16 protein-coding genes are annotated in these 18465 nt (G+C 61.7%); 8 read left to right on the top strand and 8 right to left on the bottom strand.

The window, feature by feature from the left end; all coding sequences use genetic code 11:
* Positions 1-20 precede the first annotated feature (20 nt).
* From bioB to ACFOFO_RS10725, 5 genes are all read left to right on the top strand, one after another.
* The gene (bioB, locus tag ACFOFO_RS10745; protein ID WP_390327759.1) at positions 21-1061 is read left to right on the top strand and encodes a biotin synthase BioB; all 1041 of its coding nucleotides are present in this window, start codon (positions 21-23) and stop codon (positions 1059-1061) included.
* A gap of 118 nt (positions 1062-1179) precedes the next feature.
* On the top strand, positions 1180-3201 hold the full coding sequence (locus tag ACFOFO_RS10740) for an acetyl/propionyl/methylcrotonyl-CoA carboxylase subunit alpha (protein WP_390327758.1): 2022 nt from the start codon (positions 1180-1182) through the stop codon (positions 3199-3201).
* A gap of 317 nt (positions 3202-3518) precedes the next feature.
* On the top strand, positions 3519-4454 hold the full coding sequence (locus ACFOFO_RS10735) for a 2-hydroxyacid dehydrogenase (protein ID WP_390328312.1): 936 nt from the start codon (positions 3519-3521) through the stop codon (positions 4452-4454).
* A 1-nt stretch (position 4455) separates the two neighbouring features.
* Positions 4456-5370, top strand: a complete 915-nt coding sequence (locus ACFOFO_RS10730; RefSeq protein WP_390327756.1) for a hydroxymethylglutaryl-CoA lyase — start codon at positions 4456-4458, stop codon at positions 5368-5370.
* Positions 5371-5859 carry a YbaK/EbsC family protein gene (locus ACFOFO_RS10725; protein ID WP_390327755.1) on the top strand — a complete coding sequence of 163 codons (489 nt, stop codon included), beginning with the start codon at positions 5371-5373 and terminating at the stop codon, positions 5857-5859.
* Positions 5860-5987: 128 nt separating this feature from the next.
* Here ACFOFO_RS10725 and ACFOFO_RS10720 read toward each other — a convergent pair whose 3' ends face one another.
* The gene (locus ACFOFO_RS10720) at positions 5988-6386 is read right to left on the bottom strand and encodes a hypothetical protein (RefSeq protein WP_390327754.1); all 399 of its coding nucleotides are present in this window, start codon (positions 6384-6386) and stop codon (positions 5988-5990) included.
* On the bottom strand, positions 6383-7831 hold the full coding sequence (locus ACFOFO_RS10715) for a S41 family peptidase (RefSeq protein WP_390327753.1): 1449 nt from the start codon (positions 7829-7831) through the stop codon (positions 6383-6385). Before ACFOFO_RS10715 ends, ACFOFO_RS10720 begins: the two co-directional genes overlap by 4 nt.
* Before the next feature lie 468 nt (positions 7832-8299).
* On the opposite strand from ACFOFO_RS10715, the gene ACFOFO_RS10710 reads away from it, so the two are divergent.
* The 3 genes from ACFOFO_RS10710 to ACFOFO_RS10700 all read left to right on the top strand — a co-directional run bounded on the left by ACFOFO_RS10710 (position 8300) and on the right by ACFOFO_RS10700 (position 10635).
* Positions 8300-8527 carry a DUF1289 domain-containing protein gene (locus ACFOFO_RS10710; RefSeq protein WP_390327752.1) on the top strand — a complete coding sequence of 76 codons (228 nt, stop codon included), beginning with the start codon at positions 8300-8302 and terminating at the stop codon, positions 8525-8527.
* Between the two features lie 5 nt (positions 8528-8532).
* Positions 8533-9492 (top strand): MBL fold metallo-hydrolase, encoded by a 960-nt coding sequence (locus tag ACFOFO_RS10705; RefSeq protein ID WP_390327751.1) that lies wholly within the window; start codon positions 8533-8535, stop codon positions 9490-9492.
* Between the two features lie 177 nt (positions 9493-9669).
* Positions 9670-10635, top strand: a complete 966-nt coding sequence (locus ACFOFO_RS10700) for an NAD(P)H-dependent flavin oxidoreductase (RefSeq protein WP_390327750.1) — start codon at positions 9670-9672, stop codon at positions 10633-10635.
* A 219-nt stretch (positions 10636-10854) separates the two neighbouring features.
* On the opposite strand, the gene ACFOFO_RS10695 is transcribed toward ACFOFO_RS10700, so the two are convergent.
* The 6 genes from ACFOFO_RS10695 to ACFOFO_RS10670 form a co-directional block, all read right to left on the bottom strand.
* A complete protein-coding gene (locus ACFOFO_RS10695; protein ID WP_390327749.1) occupies positions 10855-11427 on the bottom strand; it encodes a hypoxanthine-guanine phosphoribosyltransferase in 573 nt (190 codons plus the stop codon).
* Between the two features lie 201 nt (positions 11428-11628).
* A complete protein-coding gene (locus tag ACFOFO_RS10690) occupies positions 11629-12894 on the bottom strand; it encodes a phenylacetate--CoA ligase family protein (RefSeq protein WP_390327748.1) in 1266 nt (421 codons plus the stop codon).
* Positions 12895-13099: 205 nt separating this feature from the next.
* On the bottom strand, positions 13100-13903 hold the full coding sequence (locus tag ACFOFO_RS10685; protein ID WP_390327746.1) for an ABC transporter ATP-binding protein: 804 nt from the start codon (positions 13901-13903) through the stop codon (positions 13100-13102).
* Positions 13904-14254: 351 nt separating this feature from the next.
* Complete coding sequence (locus ACFOFO_RS10680) at positions 14255-15577, bottom strand: ABC transporter substrate-binding protein (RefSeq protein WP_390331523.1); 1323 nt, start codon at positions 15575-15577, stop codon at positions 14255-14257.
* 58 nt (positions 15578-15635) lie between these two features.
* Complete coding sequence (locus ACFOFO_RS10675; RefSeq protein WP_390327745.1) at positions 15636-16712, bottom strand: branched-chain amino acid ABC transporter permease; 1077 nt, start codon at positions 16710-16712, stop codon at positions 15636-15638.
* Between the two features lie 780 nt (positions 16713-17492).
* Positions 17493-18407: a branched-chain amino acid ABC transporter permease gene (locus tag ACFOFO_RS10670; RefSeq protein WP_390331522.1), complete on the bottom strand. Its 915-nt coding sequence runs from the start codon at positions 18405-18407 to the stop codon at positions 17493-17495.
* Between the last annotated feature and the right edge of the window lie 58 nt (positions 18408-18465).

Here is an 18465-nt window from a genome sequence, read left to right as displayed (position 1 = left end):
TGATGTAAAAGGAATAGTTCATGTCGCACACAGAAACACTGGCAGAAGCCCAAACCGGATCGCAAGCGCTCAATTTTCAGCCGCCGATTAAGCCGATCGAGGCCGCCACTTGGCCGGTCGACGACGTGCTGGCGCTGTTCGATCTGCCGTTCAACGATCTGATGTTCCAGGCGCAGCAAGTACACCGCGCGCAGTTCCCGCAGGCCGATGTGGAACTGGCGACCTTGCTGTCGATCAAGACCGGCGGCTGCGAAGAGGATTGCGGTTACTGCCCGCAGGCCGCGCGCTACGACACCGGCGTCGAAGCCAAGAAGATGCTCGATATCACCGAAGTCATGGTTGCCGCGCGCGCCGCCAAGGATAACGGCGCGACCCGCTTCTGCATGGGCGCGGCGTGGCGCTCACCGAAGGATCGCGACATGGAAAAAGTCGAAACCATGGTGCGCGAAGTCAAGGCGATGGGGCTGGAAACCTGCGCCACGCTCGGCATGCTGAAGGAGGAGCAGGCGCAGCGCCTGAAGGATGCCGGCCTCGATTACTACAACCACAACCTCGATACCGCGCCCGAGTTCTACAGCAACGTGATCTCGACCCGCGACTACCAGGACCGGCTCGACACGCTCGGCCATGTGCGCACCGCCGGCCTGAAGGTCTGCTGCGGCGGCATCGTCGGCATGGGCGAATCGCGCCGCCAGCGCGCCGGCCTGATCGCGCAACTGGCCAACCTGAACCCGTATCCGGAATCGGTGCCGGTCAACCATCTGGTGCAGGTCGAAGGCACGCCGCTGCACGGCCTCGACCCGCTCGACCCGCTCGAATTCGTGCGCACCATCGCGGTCGCGCGCATCACGATGCCGAAGGCGCGCGTGCGGCTGTCGGCGGGGCGGCGTCAGATGGGCGAGGCGGTGCAGGCGATGTGCTTCATGGCCGGCGCCAATTCTATTTTTTATGGCGACAAGCTGCTGACGACCGGCAACCCGGATGCGGAAGACGATCGGGCGTTGCTGGCGAAACTGGGTTTGAAAACGCGCGGCGTGGTGGAAGCCGGTGGCTGCAAATAAGTCGCGCCAGTTGCTTGCCTGAGCGCGTTCCGGCTTGCGCCGGCATGACGCGGCAGAGTGTGTCCTGTGTGCAAGGGACTGTATTCGAGAGTTCGATTCGACAAGTGAAAGAGATGCCATGTTTGCCAAGATCCTGATCGCCAACCGCGGCGAAATCGCCTGCCGTGTCGCCGCAACTGCGCGCAAGATGGGTGTCAAGACGGTGGCCGTGTATTCGGAAGCCGATGCCAACGCCAAGCACGTCGCGGTGTGCGACGAGGCGGTGCTGATCGGTCCGGCGCCGGCCAAGGAAAGTTATCTGCGTGGCGACAAGATCATCGAAGTCGCGCTGGCGACTGGCGCGCAGGCGATCCATCCGGGCTACGGCTTCCTGTCCGAGAATTCCGATTTTGCCGACGCTTGCGCCAAGGCAGGCCTGGTGTTCATCGGGCCGCCGGCCTCGGCGATCCGGGCGATGGGTTCCAAGTCGGCGGCCAAATCCTTGATGGACAAAGCCAGGGTGCCGCTGGTGCCGGGCTATCACGGCGACAATCAGGACGCCGATTTCCTGCAAACGCAGGCCGACAAGATCGGTTATCCGGTGCTGTTGAAAGCCAGCGCCGGCGGTGGCGGCAAAGGCATGCGCGTGATCGAGAAATCGATCGATTTCAAGGCCGCGTTGGCATCCTGCAAGCGCGAGGCGATCAGCTCGTTCGGCGACGACAAGGTACTGGCCGAAAAATATCTGAGCCGGCCGCGTCACATCGAGATCCAGGTGTTCGCCGACAGCCGCGGCAACTGCGTCTACCTGTTCGAGCGCGATTGCTCGGTGCAGCGCCGCCATCAGAAAGTGCTGGAAGAAGCGCCGGCGCCCGGCATGACCGCCGAGCGCCGCGCCGCGATGGGCGCGGCCGCGGTGGCTGCCGCCAAGGCGGTCGGCTATGTCGGCGCCGGCACGGTGGAATTCATCGCCAATCAGGACGGCTCGTTCTACTTCATGGAAATGAACACCCGCTTGCAGGTCGAGCATCCGGTCACCGAAATGATCACCGGCACCGACCTGGTCGAATGGCAGTTGCGGGTCGCCGCCGGCGAGCCGTTGCCACAATCGCAGGCCGAACTGCGGATCCACGGCCACGCGATCGAAGCCCGAGTCTATGCCGAAAACCCGGAAAAAGGCTTTCTGCCGGCGATCGGCACGCTGCACCACAACCGCGCGCCACAGGCAGTCTCGTTTGAACTCGGTGGTGGCGCGGCGGCGCCGGCCGCGGTGCGCATCGACAGCGGCGTGCGTGAGGGCGACACCATTTCGCCGTTCTACGACCCGATGATCGCCAAGCTGATCGTCTGGGGCAAGGACCGTCAGGAAGCGCTGGCACGGATGGCGCAGGCGCTGTCCGAATACCAGATCGTCGGGGTGGCCAGCAATATCGCGTTCCTGAAGCGCCTGATCGAAAGCCAGGCGTTTTCCAGCGCCGCGCTCGATACCGGCCTGATCGAACGCAATCAGGACAGCCTGTTCCCGCCCGCGGCGCTGGCCAGCTTGCCGCAGCTGGCGCTGGCGGCGGTCGCGCTGATCCGCTCCGAACAGGCGGCGTTGAACCCGAACCACGGCCATGCCGGCGACCCGTGGCTGGGCGCCTATGGCTGGCGCATGAACAGCACGCTGCATCGTCAGCTCGGATTTGCCGATGAAGTCAATAGTTACGCAGTGACGGTCGCTTACCTGACCGATGGCTGGCGCATCGCTGTCGGCGACCAGCAGGCGACTGCGCAACTGGTCGAGCGGCATGGTGTCGACCTCGGCATCAAGCTGGGTGACCACATGGTGCGCGGTACGGTCAAACGCGATGGCGACGCGCTGCACGTGTTCAGCGGCGGCCAGCATGTGGTGCTGAAGTACAACGACCCGATGGCGCATGCCGGCGAAGTCGAGGCCGAAGGCGGGCGCCTGACCGCGCCGATGCCGGGCAAGGTGGTCGCGGTGCTGGTGGCCAAGGCGCAGGAAGTCAAGAAAGGCGACCCGCTGGTGATCATGGAAGCGATGAAGATGGAACACACGATCGCGGCGCCCCGCGACGGCGTGGTCGAAGATATTCTGTACGCGGTCGGCGATCAAGTCGCCGATGGCGCGCCGTTGCTGGCGTTCAAGGCGGCTTGATTTTTTGATGGGGCACATGCCCAATGCGTCAATCGATCCGGGGCTTAACTCGCTCCCTCTTGAGGGGGTTAGGGGCGAAGCAGGGAATTCAGGAGGCGTGCCTCCTGCCTGCGTAGCGGTATCCGCTCGCAAGCGGATACGACTGGACGTGGGGTAGTACGGTCGGACACACGGTCGGCTATTGAGCGAACAACTCACCCCCATCCTAACCTTCCCCCTAAAAAGGGGAAGGGACTGACCGGGCAGTTTGTGAATTCATCAGTATTGCCATACGCTTGGCAACCAAGCCGGCATATTTTGAGAGACAAGCCATGCCACTGAACATCCTGTTCTACAGCCCCGACGGCAAGCCGGAACCCTGGATCGAGGGTTTCGCCCGCGCCCTTCCCGAAGCACAGTTGCAGGTCTGGCGCGAGGACGATGCCACCCCGATACCGGCCGATTACGCGGTGTTGTGGAAGCCGCCGGCGGCGCTGCTGCAAGGGCGCAGCGACCTGAAGGCAGTGTTCAACCTCGGCGCCGGCGTCGATGGGGTGCTGCAGCTGGGTGCGGCCTTGCCCGCCAGCGTGCCAATCGTGCGTCTCGAAGATGCCGGCATGGCACTGCAGATGGCCGAATATGTCAGTCATGCGGTGCTGCGCTATTTCCGTCGTTTCGATCAGTACGAGCTGCAGGCGCGCGACGGCCAATGGCGCTTTCTGCCGCCATACGACAAGCAGGATTTCGCGGTCGGGATTCTGGGTCTGGGTGTACTCGGCAGCCGCATGGCGGCGGCCTTGCAGCACTTCGGCTTCCGGGTGAACGGCTGGAGCCGCAATCACAAGGTCGTGCCCGGCGTCCACAGTTATGCCGGCAGCGACGAACTCGACCAATTCCTGTGCGACAGCCGGGTGCTGGTCTGTGCCTTGCCGCTGACGCCGGAAACCACCAATTTGCTGGACCGGCGCACGCTGGAAAAATTGCCGCACGCGGCCTACCTGATCAACGTCGCGCGCGGCGCCCATCTGGTCGAGGAAGATTTGCTGGCGCTGGTGCAAAATGGTCATATTGCCGGCGCCACGCTGGACGTGGTGCGCAAGGAACCGCTGCCGCCGACGCATCCGTTCTGGCAGGAGCCGCGCATCACCCTGACGCCGCATGTCGCGGCGCTGACCTTGCGCGACGAGAGCATCCGGCAGATTGCCGACAAGATCCGCGCCCTGCAGCGCGGTGAACCGATAGCCGGTCTGGTTGACCGAAACCGAGGATATTGAGATGAACGCCACGTTGCCGAAACACGTAAAAATCGTCGAAGTCGGGCCGCGCGACGGCCTGCAGAACGAGAAGGAAACCATTCCGGCCGAGGTCAAGATCGAACTGGTCAACCGCCTGACGCAAGCCGGTTTCGCCAACATCGAAGCGGCCTCCTTCGTATCGCCGAAATGGGTGCCGCAGATGGCGACCTCGGCCGAGGTCATGGCCGGCATCACGCGCAAGCCCGGCGTGGTGTATTCGGTGCTGACGCCGAACATGAAGGGTTTCGAAGCAGCGCTGGCAGCCGGCGCCGACGAAGTCGTGATCTTCGGCTCGGCGTCGGAAGCGTTCTCGCAAAAAAACATCAATTGCTCGATCGCCGAATCGATCGAGCGTTTTCGTGAAGTGGCGCAAGCGGCCAAGCAGCATCGCAAGCGTCTGCGCGGCAGCATCAGCTGCTCGTTCGGCTGTCCATATCAGGGGCAAGTGTCACCCGATGTGGTGGCCGACGTGGTGCGGCGCCTGCGCGACCTCGGCTGTGACGAGATCGATATCGCCGACACCATCGGCGTCGGCACCCCGCACCAGGTCCACACAGTGATGCAGCGCGCCGCGCAGGAATTTCCACTGGCGCAACTGTCCGGCCATTTCCACGACACTTACGGCCAGGGTATCGGCAACATCTACGCCAGCCTCGAAGTCGGCGTCGCGATCTTCCATGCGTCGGTCGCCGGCCTCGGCGGCTGCCCGTATGCGAAGGGCGCGACCGGTAACGTCGCCACCGAGGACGTGCTGTTTTTGATGCAGGGTCTGGGCATCGAAACCGGCATCGACCTGAACGCGGTGGTCGATGCCGGCCAGTTCATCTCGCAGCATCTGGGGCGCAAGGCGGTTAGCCGCGCCGGCAATGCGATCGTCGCGAAGCGGGCGGCCTGATTGCGGTCGGCACCAAAGCTGCCCGACAGCGCGCAACGGGTGGCCGGCTTGCTGGCCGCGCTCGGCCACGACCAGCCGATAGTGCTGCTGGCGGAAACCGGCAAGACCTCGGCGGCGGCCGCCGCCGGTCTCGGTTGCGACGTCGCGCAGATCGCCAAATCGATCGTGTTCCGGCGCCTGGCCGATGACGCTGCGGTGATGGTGATCGCCAGCGGCGTCAACCGGGTCGACGAACAGAAGGTCGCGGCCATCGTCGGACCGGTCGGCCGGGCCGACGCCCGGTTCGTCAAGCAGCGTATCGGTTACACGATCGGCGGCGTGTGCCCGATCGGACATCTTGAAAAAACGATCATGCTGGTCGATGCCGATTTGTTAAAGCTGGGCAATCTGTGGGCCGCGGCCGGCCATCCGCACGCAGTATTCAATCTGACCCCGGCGCAACTGCTGGCGATGACCGGCGCACCGGTGGCGGACGTGGCGCTGCGCTGATTCGAGCGTTTGCCAGCAGGCGCGGGCGGCAGTGCGGCGTCCACCAATCTGCCGCAAATTCACTCTCAGTCCGGATAAAAAAACACCCCCGACTCGCGCAAGGCGGGGGTGTTCATGATCGCCGAGGGCTATTTTTCGCGGCACTGCGCCTTGGACAGGACGCTGCGCTGCCCGGTATTGACATACACCAGCCAGCAGGCATCGCCTTGCTTGACCAAGTGGAAGGTGTGCGGTTTCTCGGTCTCGCGTCCCTGCATCAGTTCCCCGTTCTTGTCGCGCAGCCGCACCCGTTCGACCGCGAGATAACTGCTCTCGGTCAAGTCCTTGTCGGACAATTTGACCGACTCGTGATTGATCAGGCGGGCCACGGTAGCGCGCAATTCTTGCTGCGCTTCGATGCCGGGATTGAGCAACAGCGCATCCTTTTCAGGCGTCACTGCCACTGCCTGGCAAGCACCGAGCAGCAGCGCCGGTAACAGGCCGCATAAGCCGAACCGGCCGGCACAGCACGTCAGCCGGTGATTCATGGCTGCGGCTTCTTCAGGGTGCGCATTTCCTTCAACTGTGAGCGCACCAGCTGATAGTTCAGGTTCAGGCCGCCGCCGTTCAGGCTGGCGACAGCCGTTGGAACCGGCGGGCAGACACCGCTTGTGCGGTAGCTGAGTGCCGCCGCAAAACGGTTTTCCGCCGGGTCACCGAGCTGGTGGGTAAAGTCATCGGGCATCGAACAGGTCGGCAGGAAGCCGTCGGCATAATCGCCGTAGCCCTTGTCATTGACGCCGGCAAACTGGATCGCGTAGTACACGTAACCGCAGTTGGGCTGCGGCACGAAGCCATACGGCTTGCCGCGCGTCGCGTCACCGATCAGGGTGACGTTGACATCGACCCCGCGCAGGCTGTTGATGATCGATTCGCTGGCCGAGGCGGTGCCATAGCTGGCCAGGATCGTCACTTTTTTCAAGCCGAGGGTGGGCAGTGCGACACCGCTCGGACCGGCATAACCGGACGTGATGGTGTAGAACGGATAGATCTCGTTCTTGCTGCTCAGCTTGTCGTTGTACATCAGCTTCTCGAAGGTCTTGCCGCTGGTGGTGGTGGGCCCGGCGATCATGTAGGACAGCTGGCTGGCGATATACAGCAGGCCGCCGCCGTTGTAGCGCAGGTCCAGCACCAGGTCCGTGACATTGGCTGCCTTTAGCTGGTTGATCGCATCGATCAGCATCGGTTCCGATTTCGCAATGTGTTCGTCGAACGAGAAATAGCCCACCGTGCCGCTCGGGGTTGCCACCGTCTTGACGTTTTGCACCGGCACATGATCGATGGTGGCCGGCGTCAGCGTGGCGGTCACCGCGATGCCCTGGCTGGTGAACCCGAAGCTATGCGGCGCGATGGCCGACGGGAACAAGCCATTGTTCAGCGTGGTAATGTCGCTGCCGCTGACAAAGTCGACGCCATCGACCGACGTCAGCAAGTCGCCGCGCCTGATGCCAGCCTGCGCCGCCGGCGATGCCGGCACCACCGAGGCGACGATCCACTTGCGCGGCGGCGCGCTGGCCTGGGCCGCCCATTGAATTCCATAATCCTCGGTGATGCCGGACGTCTGCTGGTCGAATTCCTTCTGGGTCACCGACCAGTGGAATTGATCCTTGAGGCGGCCGGACGCCGTCTTGGCCGCGGTTTTCAGCACGTCGAAATAGGCCGCCGGGGTCGCATAGTCGGCCGGATTGAGGGTGGTTGGCACTTCCTTGTACCAGAGATAAGTTTCATCGGTGAATGAGCGCAGATAGGCTTTTTCATTGTCCAGCGTGCCCTGGGTGTCGACGCTGCCGGGGCGCGGCGCCGCACACAGATTTTGCAGGGTGCTGGAGGCCGCCAAGGTCGACACCGGCGCGACGACTGCGCTGTCGGAGCCACCGCCGCCGCAGCTGGCGAGCGACAGGACTGCAGCGCTGAACAAGATGATTTTTTTCATGGGTAGCCGGGTTAATTTCAGAGTCAGGTCGACCGAACGTATCATTCGTGCCCATCCCAAACTTTTCGGGCACTAGCAATCACTAGCAATGTTTGTGCTGCGATAATACATTTATTGCAACTTTTCAGCGCGCATTCTCATAATCACTAGCATTAATGTTTCGGCCTATTTGGTTCACCATTCAGACGCTGCCGGGCTGCCCATGAGGCGCAGACGGGCCGACTGAATTACACCAAGTTGCACCACCAGGGTCAATGCTTTTCTGAAACATGGGTGGCCGCGGTGCTGGCGCTTGCCGCGACAATGGCAGATGCGGCAAGCCACAGGACGGCCGAACAGACGGCATAATGTGGGTTTTCCCGACACCCACCACATGCGCCCAGACCTGCAAGCCGGCATCCAGTTCGAATGGCGTTACACGGTCCCGCCGCGCGCCACCGTGCCGCAGCTAAATACGGCAGCGAAAATATGACACAGCAAATCCGGATCCACTCGTTCGACCCCGATGCGCATCGGGGTCCCTTGCCTTCGCCCTGCGTCAACATCTGCCAGATGGATGCGCACAGCGGTCTGTGCATCGGTTGTTACCGCAACATCGGCGAGATCATTGCCTGGAGCGCCGCGACAGAAGACAAAAAACTGGCAGTATGGCGCGAGATCAAGCGCCGTTACGGCGACAACAAGCGGGGTGGCTAACCAGTATGGCTGATTTTACGAATCTTCCTGCGACGAATCTGGCGCCGTATTTGTCGCTGCACTTGCCACCAACCATGCGCGTACTGGAGCGCGGCTGGCTGTCCGCCAACAATATCCTGTTTCTCGGCCGCCAACAGACCGCGCTGGTCGATAGCGGCTATGCGTCGCATGCGCCGCAGACCTTGGCCCTGGTGCGGCTCGGCTTGCAGGGGCGGCGGCTGGACCGGCTGATCAACACCCATCTGCATTCGGATCATTGCGGCGGCAATGCGGCGCTGCAGGCCGCATACGGGTGCCGCACCACGATCCCGGCCGCCGAGGCCGCCAAGGTGCGGGACTGGGATCCGGACGCGCTCAGTTTCGCGGCGACCGGCCAGCAGTGTCCGCGCTTCGGTTTCGACGACACGCTCACATCGGGCGACGCGATCGTGCTGGGCGAGTTGGACTGGCAAGTGCTGGGCGCGCCGGGCCACGATCCGCATTCGCTGATCCTGTATTGCCCTCAGGAACGCATCCTGATCTCGGCCGATGCACTGTGGGAAAACGGCTTCGGCGTGATTTTTCCGGAATTGGAGGGTGAGTCCGGTTTCGCCGAGACCGGCGCCACGCTGGACTTGATTGCAGGGCTCGACGTGCGGCTGGTGATTCCGGGCCATGGCGCGCCGTTTGCCGGGATCGAGGCGGCACTCGAGCGGGCACGCTCGCGTCTCGACTACCTGGCGGCGGACCCGGTGCGCAACGCCCAGAATGCGGTCAAGGTGTTGCTCAAGTTCCTGCTGCTGGAGCGCCAGGTCATCGCCGTCACGGAACTGCCGCAACTGCTGTCCGGAATCCGCCTGATCGCCGAATCGAACCGGCGCTATCTCGGCCATTCGATGCCGGACCTGGCGCAATGGGTGGTGGCACAACTGGTCAGGGCCGGCGCGGCCGAGCTGGTGGACGGCAAGCTGGTCGACCGCGGCTGATCGGCGCAGCGGAATCGATCACACTGACGGCGCACGGGACCGGCGTCATGCAAGGCGCAGCGCCGACGCGACGGCGGGCGCTCGGCTGCGCGACTAGAGCTGACAATCTAGCACGCTCGTTCTTTTTTCTCTTATAATCAAGCCTCTTCGCTGTCCCACCCACTTCGCGAGCTTGTCATGACATTGCCTGTTGCGTTGCAAAACCTGAGTATTCCAGTGATCGGTTCACCAATGTTCATCGCCAGCGGACCGGCGCTGGTCGCGGCCCAGTGCAAGGCCGGTATCGTCGGTGCGTTCCCTGCGCTCAATGCCCGCCCGGCGGACCTGCTCGACACCTGGCTGACCGACCTGAAGGCCGAGTTGGCCGCTTATCGACTTGCCAATCCAGATGCCAAGGTCGGCCCGATCGCGGTCAACCAGATCGTGCACCAATCGAATAACCGGTTGCAGCACGACGTCGAGATGTGCGTCAAACATCAGATCCCGATCATCATTTCATCGTTGCGCGCGCCGCCGAAGGAGATGCTGGACGCGATCCATGGCTATGGCGGGATCGTGCTGCACGACGTGATTTCGATCCGCCATGCGCAGAAAGCGCTGGAAGCCGGCGTCGACGGCCTGATCCTGGTGGCTTCGGGCGCCGGCGGTCACGCCGGTCCCCTGTCGCCATTCGCGCTGGTGGGTGAGGTGCGCAAGTTTTTCAGCGGCCCGATTGCGCTGTCAGGCTCGATCGCGACCGGCGACGCGGTGCTGGCGGCGCAGGCCATGGGCGCCGATTTTGCATACATCGGTTCGCGCTGGCTGGCGACCAAGGAATCGAATGTGGACGACGCGTACCGGCAGGCGATCGTCGAGTCGGCGGCGTCCGATATCGTGTACACCAATCTGTTTACCGGTGTGCACGGCAATTATCTGAAGAAATCGATCGTGCAGGCCGGGCTCGATCCCGACAATCTGCCGGTGGCCGACAAGAGCGCGATGAACTTCGGCTCCGGCAGTAGCAGCAAGGCCAAAGCCTGGCGCGACATCTGGGGCGCAGGGCAGGGCGTTGGCATGATGGAAGACGTGCCCAGCGTGGCAGAAATGGTGGCACGGTTGAAGGCGGAATACGACGTCGCCAAACGGCGCATCTGCGGCATTTGAAGGGGAAATGGCGCGCGCCCAACTTGAAAGTCATTCCTTGACTGCAGAAATCCGGATTTTTTGGATTGCCAGATTGCAAACGATATCGCGTCATCACGAACGCCGCTGGGTCCCAGCGTGGCCGCAGGCCAGTTTATCCTGAGCGTGTCGAAGGGCTGGGACGACCCGTAGTTTATTGCGCCGGTTTATGCAGCGAGCGCAATTTGCACGGCAACAGTCTCACTCCTCTTCGGACTGCAGCGCCCAGATCTCCGGCAGATTGCGCCAGTAACTGTGCGCATCCATGCCGAAACCGACCACAAATTTATTCGGCACCGTGACGCCGACATAATCGGCCGTGATCGGCTTTGGTTTCCCGATTGCCTTGTCGGCAAACACCGCGCACAACACTTCGGCCGCACCCATGTCGAGTAGACGCTGTTTGACATGGGCCAGGGTCTCGCCCTCATCCAGAATATCGTCGACCACGATCACGATGCGGTCCTTGACATTGGAACGCGGGATTACTTTCCAGACCACCTTGCCGCCTTGCGCGTCGTCGCCGTAGCGCGTGACGTGGATGTAATCGTATTCGAGCGGGAATGCCAGTTGCGGCAGCAACTGGCCGGTGAACACCACCGCGCCACCCATCACGCCCAGCACCAGCGGAAACGGCGGGCTGTCCGGCTGGTTGAAGCGTTGGTTCAAGGCGGCGGCGACACGGGCGACGGCCGCCTGCACTGCATCGTGGTCGTGGATCAGTTCGGCCTTGCCCAGCAGGCTGCGGGCGCGTTCGGCGTGAAAATCTAGCATGTCATGCAATCGGTAATGGGTTTGCACCATTATCGGGCAAGCGCGCCGCCGATGTCGAGGTCGTTGGTTTTTCGCCACACGACGGCACCGGAATTTTGCCGGAGCAGCCTCAACCCGACGGGCCAAGGTCGCCGTTGTCGAGCGCTGGCGGCGCCGGGCGGCAGCCCGACCACCGCGCTGAGCTGGCTATCGTTTGACCACCTATTCGTACTTGCGCGCATCCTCGATCACCTTGCCGTCGTTCGGCAGGCTGCCGCGCGCCACGAACTGCACCTCGCCGCGCAGTTTGCTGACGTCGCGTATGCTGTCGCGGATGCTATCGATCAGCAGATCGCTGTGGGCGTCCGGATCGGCGACTTCGCACCGCAGCGTCATCGCGTCGTTCGCCATTTCGCCGGTCACGACCAGCCGCGCCTTCAGGATTTCGGGATGGCGGCGCGCGATTTCGGCCACTTGCGACGGGTGCACGAACATGCCGCGCACCTTGGTGGTCTGGTCGGCGCGTCCCACCCAGCCTTTGATGCGGGTATTGCTGCGGCCGCAGGGGGAGATGCCGGGCAGGGTGGCCGACAGGTCGCCGGTGGCGAAGCGGATCAGCGGATAGTCGGGGTTGAACGAGGTCACGACCACCTCGCCGACTTCACCCGCGGCGACCGGGTCGCCGGTGCCGGGACGCACGATCTCGAGCAGGATGTCTTCATCGACGATCATGCCGGGATTGAGCTGGCCATTGGTCTCTGATTCATACGCGATGTTGCCGATGTCGGCCGACGCATACATCTGCACCACGTGCGCGACGCCATGGTCCTGCAGCCATGTGCGCAGCGACGGCGGCAGCGCTTCGGCGCCCAGTACCGCGCGCTGCACGCTGGAAATGTCGGCGCCCATCTCGGCTGCCTTCTCGATGATCAGCTTCAGGAAGGACGGCGTGCCGACGTAGGCGTCCGGCTTTAGCGTGAGCATCGCCTGCACCTGCAATTCGGTCTGACCGACGCCGGCCGGGATCACGGCGCAGCCGAGCCTGGCGCAAGCGCCTTCCACCATGAAGGCGGCCGGCGTGAAGTGATACGAGAAGCAGTTCTGCACGATGTGGCCGGCGCGCAAGCCGACCGCATACAGCGGCCGCGCGAAACGCCACCAGTCCTGTGCGCGCCCTTCGGGATCGAAAATAGGTCCCGGTGACATGAACAGCCGCCCCAGTTGCCGCACCGGTGTGGTGGTCAGGCCGCCGAACGGGGTGTCGAGTTTTTGCAGATCCTTCAGGTCCGATTTGCGCGTCACCGGCAGTTGCGCCAGCGCTGCGCGGCTGTTGATGTCGGCCGCGTGCACGCCGCTCAGGATGCGGGCCCAGCCGCTGGCGCTTTGTGCGTGCGCGATCAGCTGCGGCAGGCGCGCCATCAAGTCCCGCTCACGGGTGTGCGGGTCGCGGGTTTCCAGGGTATCCAGATATTCAGGCTGATGGCTCATGGTCGTGCTTTCAGATTTAACCTATTTCTCTTTGGAGCTTCTTGGTCGGCGGCGTCGGGATGAAGGCGCGTAGGGTGGGTGAAACCCGCCATGTATAGCGTGCCGTCGATGATGGGTTTTACCCATCCTACAAAAAACCGCATTATCCATGCGCTTTGCAGCGCAAAAATGGCTTGCGAGGCGCATGGATGTTGCGGATTCATTCTTAAGCCAGCCAGCGCTTGCGGCGGCGGTAGAACTTCATGTCACGGAAGCTCTTGCGCTCGGCGCCCGACACGCCCAGATAGAATTCCTTGACGTCCTCGTTGCTGGCCAGCTCGCTGGCGGCGCCCTCCATCACGACCCGACCGTTTTCCAGGATGTAGCCGAAGTCGGCGTAGCGCAGCGCGACCATGGTGTTTTGTTCGGCCAGCAGGAACGATACTTTTTCCTTGCTGTTGAGGTCTTTCACGATCTCGAAGATCTCCTCGACGATCTGCGGTGCCAGGCCCATCGACGGCTCGTCCAGCAGGATCATCGACGGCTTCGCCATCATCGCGCGCCCGATCGCGGTCATCTGTTGCTCGCCGCCGGAGGTGTAGCCGGCCTGCGACTTGCGCCGGGTCTTCAGGCGCGGGAAGTAGGCGTAGATCTTTTCCAGCGCGTGTTTCACTTCGGCGTGGCTGATATTGCGGGTATACGCGCCGGTCAGCAGGTTGTCTTCGATCGACAGGTGGGCGAAGCAGTGGCGGCCTTCCATCACCTGGATCACGCCGCGCTTGACCAGGTCGTTCGGCGTCAGCCGGTCGACCCGCTCGCCGCGGTACTCGATGCTGCCCTTGGTGACGTCGCCACGCTCGGCTGCCAGCAGATTCGAAATCGCCTTCAGCGTGGTGCTCTTGCCGGCGCCGTTGGCGCCCAGCAGGGCCACGATCTTGCCTTCCGGCACTTCCAGCGACACGCCTTTCAGGACCAGGATCACATGGTCGTAGATCACTTCGATATTGTTGATGCTCAGTGCTGGGCTCATGTTTGCTCCGCCATGTTTTCCATTTTCTTAAAGCCGTTTATTGCGCAAATGGGTTTAAGAAAATCGTCCGTGATTCGTGATTACGGACGAATGTGGTTGTTAGTCCCTTCCCCCTCAGGGGGAAGGTTAGGATGGGGGTGGGGTGGTCGCTAGACAACGAATGCTGTTTGTCGACGACTCTACCCCCACTTGCAGTGCGCGTATCCGCTTGCAAGCGGATACCGCTACGCAGGCAGGAGGCATGCCTCCCGAATTCCCTGCTGCGCCCCTAACCCTCCCCCTGCAAGGGGGGAGGGGATTCCCGGCTACTTTTACCGAACACCTTGGTCAAGATAAAAGCAAAAACCGAACTCACTTCATGCAAGCCGGCGTAATGCCCTTTTCCTTGGCAAACTTCGCCGCGTTGGCCTTGAACAGTGGGTGGATTAGCGTCTTGTTACCTTCGATCCAGTCCGAAATCACGGTCCACTTGCTGCCATCCCATTGCTGGATCTTGATCTTGCCCGAGCCTTCATGGTTGTCGCATGAGGTCTTGATCTCCGGCAGCAAACCGGTCGCACCGAGCTGTGCGAGACGGGCATTGGTGATGTTCAGGTTTTCCAGGCCCCAGCGCATCTGTTCGCCGCTGATCACTTTGCCCTTGCCGTATTTGGCCTGGGCGGTACGAATCGCTTCGACCGTGGCGATCGCGACCGAAACGCCGCGGTTGTACAGGATGGTGCCGACCTTGGTCTTGTCTTGCATGTTGCCCTTGCCGGCGCCGTACACGACCTTCTCGATGTCGGCGATCACCGGCACCTTGTCGCCGGCGACGTTCCAGGTGGCGCTCATATAGCCCTTGGCCGCTTCGCCAGCCGGCACCGTGTCTTCTTCCGAACCGGCCCACCAGGACCCGATCATCTTGTCACGCGAGTAACCGACCTTTTGCGCCGCCTTCAGTGCGGTCTGGTTCATCACGCCCCAGCCCCAGAAAATCACGTAGTCGGGATTTTCCTGACGGATACGCAGCCATTGCGCACCTTGCTCGTTGCCCGGATGGGCCACGGGAATCTGGATCAGGTTGAACTTGCCGATCTTCGATTCCGCTTCCAGCGCCACGATCGGTTCCTTGCCGTAGGCTGAATCGTGATACAGGTAGGCGATTTTCTTGCCGGCCAGGGTGCCGCCGTTTTTCGACGCCAGGTATTTGACGATCGCCGACACCTGCATCTGGTAAGTGGTGACCAGCGGGAACGCGTACGGGAATACGGAACCGTCGACCGCGTCGGTGCGGCCATAGCCGACCATCATCAGTGGCACCTTGTCTTCGGCCGATTTGTCGATCAGCGCGTAAGCGATGCCGGTCGCCATCACGTTGTAGGCGGTGCCCTTGGTGACCAGGTTCTTGCCCTTCAGCCGTTCGTAGCACTCGACGCCCTTGGCGTTGTTGTATTCGGTTTCGCACTCTTCCCACGACAACTTGACGCCATTGATGCCGCCTTCCTTCATGTTGACGTAGTTCAGGTAATCGACGTAGCCGCCATAGAACGCCTGGCCGTTGGCGCCATAAGGACCGACGCGGTAACTCGGCAGTGCGATGAACTGGGTATCCGCCTGTGCCAGTGCCTGGCCGACCGGCGCCAGCAGCGCGGCGGCTGTGGCGGCAGTCAACATCAGTTGTGTGATCAGTTTCATGGTATTTGTCTCCGTGTTATGCGGGGTAAATCATTGTTATAGGTGCTACCGGTAAAACCTAATGCGGGAACGGCCACAGGCGCAACTTCTCTTTTCCGATTTGCCACAGGCGCGCCAGTCCGTGTGGTTCGACGATCAGGAAAAAAATAATCAGCCCGCCAAACACCATCAGCTGAATATGCGACACGGCGGCGTTGGTGAACGGCAGATGCAGCAAGGCAGCCAGCGGCGGCAGCAAGTTGTCGAGAAAAATCGGCAGCAGCAGGATGAAGGCCGATCCGAGGAAGGCGCCGAGGATGCTGCCGACGCCGCCGACGATGATCATGAACAGGATGCGGAACGACAGATCGAGCGAGAAGCCGTCCGGTTCGACCGAGCCGAGGTAGCAGAACGCGTACAGCGCACCGGCCACGCCGCAGTAGAACGAACTGACCGCGAACGCCAGCAGCTTGGTCTTCATCAGGGGAATGCCGATCACTTCGGCCGCCACGTCCATGTCGCGCACCGCCATCCACGCGCGGCCGGTCGACGATCGCACCAGATTTTTTGCCAGCAGCGCCATCACGCAGACGATCACCAGCACGAACAGGTATTTTTGCATCGGCGTGTGGATGGCGTAGCCGAATATTTCCAGTTTCTGGGCGCTGATCACGCCGGACGAACTGTTGTTGGAGAACCATGGAAATTTGGTCAGCGCCCACACCACGAAAAATTGCGCCGCCAGTGTCGCCACCGCCAGATAAAAGCCCTTGATGCGCAGCGATGGCAGGCCGAACATGACGCCGACCAGCGCCGCGCAGAGGCCGGCCAGGATGAAGGACAGCAGGATCGGCATGCCGTCGATGCGCAGCTGGAAGTTGTAGGCGGCGTAGGCGCCGACCGCCATGAACGCGGCCGACCCGAGCGATAATTGGCCGGCGTAACCGGTCAGGATGTTGAGCCCGAGCGCGGCCAGTGCAAACACCAGGAACGGGATCAGGATCGCCGAGAACCAGTATTCGCTGCCGATCAGCGGCACCAGCACGAAGGCGATCGCCAGCGTCGTGACGATGCCGACGCGGTCTTGCCGGATCGGGAAAATCTGGCTGTCGGCGACATAGGTGGTCTTGAATTGTCCGGCTTCACGGTAAAACATGGATTCTTCTCCTGATCAATCTGCTGCGGCTTTGCGGTGGTCTGCACGCATCGGGTCACGGTGATTGATGTTGTTCGATCAAATTTCTGCAATTCTTAACTGCTTCTCTTACCCGCTTTTCTTAACGGTTCGTCTTAACTGTTCTTCTTAATGGTTCTTCTTAATGGTTCTTCTTAATGGTTCTTCTTAACGGTTCGTCTTAACTGTTCTTCTTAAGTGTTCTTCTTAACTGCTGGAAAGCCGACATTTTTCCAGCCACCCTTAACTCTGTCGTCCCAGCGAACGCTGGGACCCAGTGGCTTTCGTCGCATGCTACGGTCTTCGTTCTTGCTACCAAGCCGGGGGTGGCCCGGCGGCCACTTACTTTTCTTTGCTTCGCCAAAGAAAAGTAAGCAAAAGAAAGGCGACCGCGCAGACTTGCCCTTCGGGTGCCCGTTTGCGCGCCGCAAAAAATGGGAAATGTCCGAAACTCGCCTTCGGCTCAAACAACGGACATTTCTGATCCATTTTCTGCGGCGCGCAAACGGCAGCGTCTCAAGCGGCTTTTACGGCAAAGTCAAAAGCAAATTCAAAAACACGTTCAACAACAGATTCAACCACCCGCACTACCAGTTACTGGTCACCAAGAATTCGGGAAAAAAACGCTGAGGCACCGCCCCAGCGCCAAAGACGCCGCCTTCGCGGGTCCCCGCAAAAATGAAATGTAAAGACCGAAGCTGCTTTGCACTTCCATTCTGCGGCAGCGTCCAACGGATCAAACCAGGTTTCTGCTGCAATTCATTACACGCGGTCGATATGCTTTTCGCCGAACAAGCCTTCCGGCCTTACCAACAAGAACAACAACGCAAACACATACGGGAACCAGCCTTCGATGCCGCCGAAGTTGCCGCCGAACAGGTCCTGCATCACCGGCGGGATATAGATTTCGGCCAGCTTTTCGGACGCGCCGATGATCAGGCCGCCGACGATCGCGCCCGGCACCGAGGTAAAACCGCCCAGTATCAATACCGGCAGCGCCTTCAGTGCGGTCATGGTCAGCGCGAACTGGACGCCGTTGCGCGAACCCCACAGCAGGCCGGCGACCAGCGCGACGAAGCCGGCCACGCCCCAGACGATGGCCCAGATGTGCTGCAGCGGGATACCGAGCGATAGCGCGGCCTGGTGATCATCGGCCACCGCACGCAAGGCGCGGCCGACCTTGGTCTTTTGGAAAAACAGTGCCAGCAAGGTGACCAGCACGATCACGGTGCCGGACGCAAACAGATCGAACTTGGAGATGCCGATGCCGATCTTGTCCATGATCGCCATGATCGGCTCGTCGACGATGCCCAGATTGATCGGGCGCACCGCGTTGCCGAACAGCAGCGGGCCCAGGCCTTCGAGAAAAAACGCGAGGCCGATGGTCGCCATGAACAAGGTGATCGGCGGCTGATTGACCAGCTTGCGCAGCACGAAGCGCTCGGTGGCCAGTCCGACCACCAGCATCACGCCGAACGCGCCGACGATCGCGGCCCACATCGGCAGGCCCTGGTCCATCAGGCCGACCACCGCCAGCGCGGCAAAGTACACCATCGCGCCCTGGGCAAAATTGAACACGCCGGACGCCTTGTAGATCAGCACGAAGCCGAGCGCGACCAGCGAATACATCAGGCCGGACAGCAGGCCGGTGATCGCGATTTCGAAAAAGAATTGCATGTTACTGACTCCTCGCGTAAAGCGACTAACTAATTCCCTCCCCTTCAAGGGGAGGGGT

Origin of the sequence: Pseudundibacterium arcticum (genome assembly GCF_042646465.1) — a bacterium.
GTDB classification, from domain to species: Bacteria; Pseudomonadota; Gammaproteobacteria; order Burkholderiales; family Burkholderiaceae_D; genus Undibacterium_A; species Undibacterium_A arcticum.
This window is presented reverse-complemented; position numbering and strand designations above follow the sequence as displayed.

Bases quoted from the DNA above. Each gene is read 5' to 3' on its own strand.
- ACFOFO_RS10685 (WP_390327746.1), bottom strand. From the start codon at position 13,903: ATGAGCCCAGCACTGAGCATCAACAATATCGAAGTGATCTACGACCAT.
- ACFOFO_RS10690 (WP_390327748.1), bottom strand. From the start codon at position 12,894: ATGAGCCATCAGCCTGAATATCTGGATACCCTGGAAACCCGCGACCCG.
- ACFOFO_RS10680 (WP_390331523.1), bottom strand. From the start codon at position 15,577: ATGAAACTGATCACACAACTGATGTTGACTGCCGCCACAGCCGCCGCG.
- ACFOFO_RS10740 (WP_390327758.1), top strand. From the start codon at position 1,180: ATGTTTGCCAAGATCCTGATCGCCAACCGCGGCGAAATCGCCTGCCGT.
- ACFOFO_RS10720 (WP_390327754.1), bottom strand. From the start codon at position 6,386: ATGAATCACCGGCTGACGTGCTGTGCCGGCCGGTTCGGCTTATGCGGC.
- ACFOFO_RS10705 (WP_390327751.1), top strand. From the start codon at position 8,533: ATGGCTGATTTTACGAATCTTCCTGCGACGAATCTGGCGCCGTATTTG.
- ACFOFO_RS10675 (WP_390327745.1), bottom strand. From the start codon at position 16,712: ATGTTTTACCGTGAAGCCGGACAATTCAAGACCACCTATGTCGCCGAC.
- bioB (WP_390327759.1), top strand. From the start codon at position 21: ATGTCGCACACAGAAACACTGGCAGAAGCCCAAACCGGATCGCAAGCG.
- ACFOFO_RS10700 (WP_390327750.1), top strand. From the start codon at position 9,670: ATGACATTGCCTGTTGCGTTGCAAAACCTGAGTATTCCAGTGATCGGT.
- ACFOFO_RS10670 (WP_390331522.1), bottom strand. From the start codon at position 18,407: ATGCAATTCTTTTTCGAAATCGCGATCACCGGCCTGCTGTCCGGCCTG.
- ACFOFO_RS10710 (WP_390327752.1), top strand. From the start codon at position 8,300: ATGACACAGCAAATCCGGATCCACTCGTTCGACCCCGATGCGCATCGG.
- ACFOFO_RS10730 (WP_390327756.1), top strand. From the start codon at position 4,456: ATGAACGCCACGTTGCCGAAACACGTAAAAATCGTCGAAGTCGGGCCG.
- ACFOFO_RS10695 (WP_390327749.1), bottom strand. From the start codon at position 11,427: ATGCTAGATTTTCACGCCGAACGCGCCCGCAGCCTGCTGGGCAAGGCC.
- ACFOFO_RS10715 (WP_390327753.1), bottom strand. From the start codon at position 7,831: ATGAAAAAAATCATCTTGTTCAGCGCTGCAGTCCTGTCGCTCGCCAGC.